This window comes from Arenimonas sp., from assembly GCF_019459675.1.
GTDB lineage: Bacteria > Pseudomonadota > Gammaproteobacteria > Xanthomonadales > Xanthomonadaceae > Arenimonas.
Window position 1 is genome coordinate 1 of the sequence record NZ_JAIBFH010000077.1, and the last position, 3081, is coordinate 3081.

Annotated in this window: 4 protein-coding genes; 1 reads left to right on the forward strand and 3 read right to left on the reverse strand. The window is 70.5% G+C overall.

The features are described from left to right. Nucleotides 1-617 (forward strand): response regulator (locus K0M70_RS02875; RefSeq protein WP_290779027.1); only part of this gene is annotated, 617 nt, incomplete at its 5' end. On the opposite strand, the gene recO is transcribed toward K0M70_RS02875, so the two are convergent. From recO to rnc, 3 genes are read right to left on the reverse strand one after another with little or no spacing between them, the layout of a single operon-like run. Next, complete coding sequence (recO, locus tag K0M70_RS02880) at nucleotides 618-1331, reverse strand: DNA repair protein RecO (protein WP_290779030.1); 714 nt, start codon at nucleotides 1329-1331, stop codon at nucleotides 618-620. It abuts the gene before it with no gap. 39 nt (nucleotides 1332-1370) lie between these two features. Beyond that, nucleotides 1371-2282, reverse strand: coding sequence for a GTPase Era (era, locus tag K0M70_RS02885; RefSeq protein ID WP_290779033.1), 912 nt, complete (start codon nucleotides 2280-2282; stop codon nucleotides 1371-1373). Continuing rightward, nucleotides 2279-2941 carry a ribonuclease III gene (rnc, locus tag K0M70_RS02890; protein ID WP_290779036.1) on the reverse strand — a complete coding sequence of 221 codons (663 nt, stop codon included), beginning with the start codon at nucleotides 2939-2941 and terminating at the stop codon, nucleotides 2279-2281. Before rnc ends, era begins: the two co-directional genes overlap by 4 nt. Between the last annotated feature and the right edge of the window lie 140 nt (nucleotides 2942-3081).

Consider the following 3081-nt stretch of genomic DNA (forward strand, 5'->3'; position numbering starts at 1 on the left):
GCTTTTGCGGTGCTGCCGGCCGAGGTCGAACAGCCGGCACCCTGGCGGCAGCGCGTCGCCTGGCCGACCCGGGCCAGGCACTCTGGCTGTTCGACGCCCACTTGCCCGACGGCCATGGCGGTGCGCTGCTGCGCGAGCTTCGCCAGGACGGGCTGCGCGTGCCGGCGCTGGCGCTCACCGCGGACGACCAGCCACAGGCCCATGAGCAGCTGCGACGCGACGGCTTCCTGTCCGTGTTGACCAAGCCCGCTTCCTGCCAGGCGCTGCAGCGCGCAGTGCGTGGCTGGCTGCAGGCACCGGGCATCGGCACGATTGACGGGGAAGCCCGCTGGGACGACCCGATGGCGCTGACCGCGCTGGGCGGCAGCCCGGAAGCGGTGCAGTCGCTGCGGGCGCTGTTCCTGGCCGAACTGCCCGCACAGGCTGCCGACATCGCCGCCGCCCTCGCCGATGGCGATCCGGCCCGTGCGCAGGCGCAGCTGCATCGGCTCAAGGCCAGCTGCAGCTACGTGGGCGCGGCGCCGCTGCTGCAGGCCGTGCAGGCGCTGTCGCGCGCACCGGGCGATGCGGCGGCGCAGGCGGTTTTCCAATGGCAAGCCGGCGCCTTCGCGCGATGATCAGGGCCTGTTGATGCGGGCCAGCTCCGACAGCAGGCCCCAGGACTTCAGCGGCTGCGGCCCCAGGTGGCTTTGCAGCACGCCGCGCAGCGCCGCGCGCAGCTCGGCCAGCTGCCCCGGCGGCGGCAGCCTGTCGTCGGCCAGGGCCAGCAGGGCCGCGCCGCTGGTGGATCCGGCGCCGTGCGCGCGGTCGCGCACCGGCCCCAGCTCCGCATCCAGCCGGTAGCGCCCGGCGGGGTCGAGCCGCTCACCGTCTTCGCCCTGGTCCAGCGGCAGCCCGTAGCCCAGCAGCTCCAGCAGATCGCGCTCGAACCGACGCAGCGTCCAGGCCAGGGGGTCGGCCCCCGCCAGCGACTGCCGCACCTGGGCATAGCGCTCAAAAAGCGCCGGAGCGGGGTCTTGCCGCGGCAGCAGCCGCAGCAGCAGTTCGTTGAGGTAGAACGCCGCCATCAGGGCCTCGCCCTGCAGCAGCGGCGCCGCATCCAGGGCCTCGGCCTGCAGCAGCCGGGCCAGCTCACCGCGCGGCAGGAAATCAACGCGCAGCCACTGCAGCGGCTGCAGCGCGGCGCGCAGCGGGTGGCGTTTGGCGCCCTGCACGCCACGGGCGATCACCGCCACGCGGCCATGGTCGCGGGTCAACAGCTCCTCGATCAGGCTGGTTTCGCGCCAGGGCCGCGCGTGCAGCACGAAGGCTGGTTGCGCCTCGATCCGCACGCCGGTCAGTCCGGATGGGCCAGCGTGCAGCGGGCCATGTCAGTCGGAATAGCCGAACCGGCGCAGCGCGGCCTCGTCGTCCGACCAGCCCTCGCGCACGCGGCACCAGGTCTCCAGGAAGACCTTGCGGTCGAAAAGCTTTTCCATGCCGATGCGGGCACCGGTGCTGATCGCCTTGAGACGCTCGCCGCCCTTGCCGATGACGATCGGCTTCTGGCCTTCGCGCTCCACCCAGACCACCGCCGCTATGCGCAGCATTTCGCCGTCGAGCTCGAACTTCTCGATTTCAACGGTGGCCGAATAAGGCAGCTCGTCGCCCAGCCGGGTCATCAGCTGTTCGCGCACCAGTTCGCCGGCCAGGAAGCGTTCGCTGCGGTCGGTGATCTCGTCGTCGGCGTACAGCGGCTCCGATTCCGGCACCAGCTTGAGCAGGGTCTTCACCAGGCCGTCGAGGCCGCGCTTCTTCAGGGCCGACAGCGGATAGACGGAGCTGAAATCGCGCTCCTTGGTCACTTCGGCGATGAAAGGCAGCAGCGCGGCCTTGTCGGTCACCTTGTCCACCTTGTTGATCACCAGCACGCAGGGCACGCCCGAGGTCTTGAGCGCCTGGTAGGCCAGGGCATCGTCGTCGGTCCATCGCCCGGCCTCGATCACCAGCAGCGCCGCATCCACGCCCTCCACCGCACCGCGCGCCGCGCGGTTCATCATTCGATTCATCGCGCGCTTCTGCTGGCCGTGGATGCCGGGGGTATCCACCAGCAGCAGCTGCCCCTCGGGGAACGTGGCGATGCCCAGCAGCCGATGGCGCGTGGTCTGCGGCCGCGGCGAGACGATGCTCACCTTGGCGCCCACCATGGCGTTGATCAAGGTGGACTTGCCCACGTTCGGGCGGCCAAGCACCGCAATGGTGCCCGCGCGGAACGCGGCTTCAGTCGGGGGAACGGTGTTCACTTTTTCTCCAGTTTCGCAAGCAGGCGTTCGGCCGCCTGCTGTTCGGCGGCGCGCAGCGAGGCGGCCTCGGCCAGCTCGGCGTGGATGGGGTCGGTGGTTTCGCAGCTGACCAGGAAGATGCGGGCGTGGTCGTCGCCGTGCGTCTCCACCAGCCGGTAGCTTGGCCGCGGCAGCTGCCGCCCCTGCAGCCATTCCTGCAGGCGGGTCTTGGGATCCTTGGCGGCCTTGCCGGTCGGCAGCTCGGCAAGCATGGGCTCGAACCAGGGCATCACCACGGCGCGGCAGGTTTCGAATCCGGCGTCCAGGTGGATGGCCGCGACAATGGCTTCCACCGCGTCGGCCAGGATCGAGTCGCGGCGGTGGCCGCCGCTTTTCATCTCGCCAGGGCCCAACTCGATGCGCGCGCCCAGCTCGAGCGGGCGGGCCACTTCGGCCAACGCGGACTCGCGCACCAGGCTGGCGCGCGCACGGGTCAGGGTGCCTTCGTCGGCCTTCGGCCAGCGTTCGTGCAGGGCTTCGGCAACGACCAGGTTGACCAGGGCGTCGCCGAGGAACTCCAGCCGCTCGTTGTTGGGTGTCCCGGCGCTGCGATGCCTCAGGGCAGTCTGCAGCAGCTCGGGTGTCCGGAAACGATGCGCAATCCTGTCAGCCACCAGCACTCGTGCCGGAAAGATCAACCGTATTGTCGAACCGGCCCACCGCGGCGCGGTTGCCCAGCCGCCCGCCGCGGGCGTCGTAGGCGCTGTTGAGCTTAGTGCCCGTACCGGCGCGGGTGTTCTTGGTGTGGTTGTTTTTGACA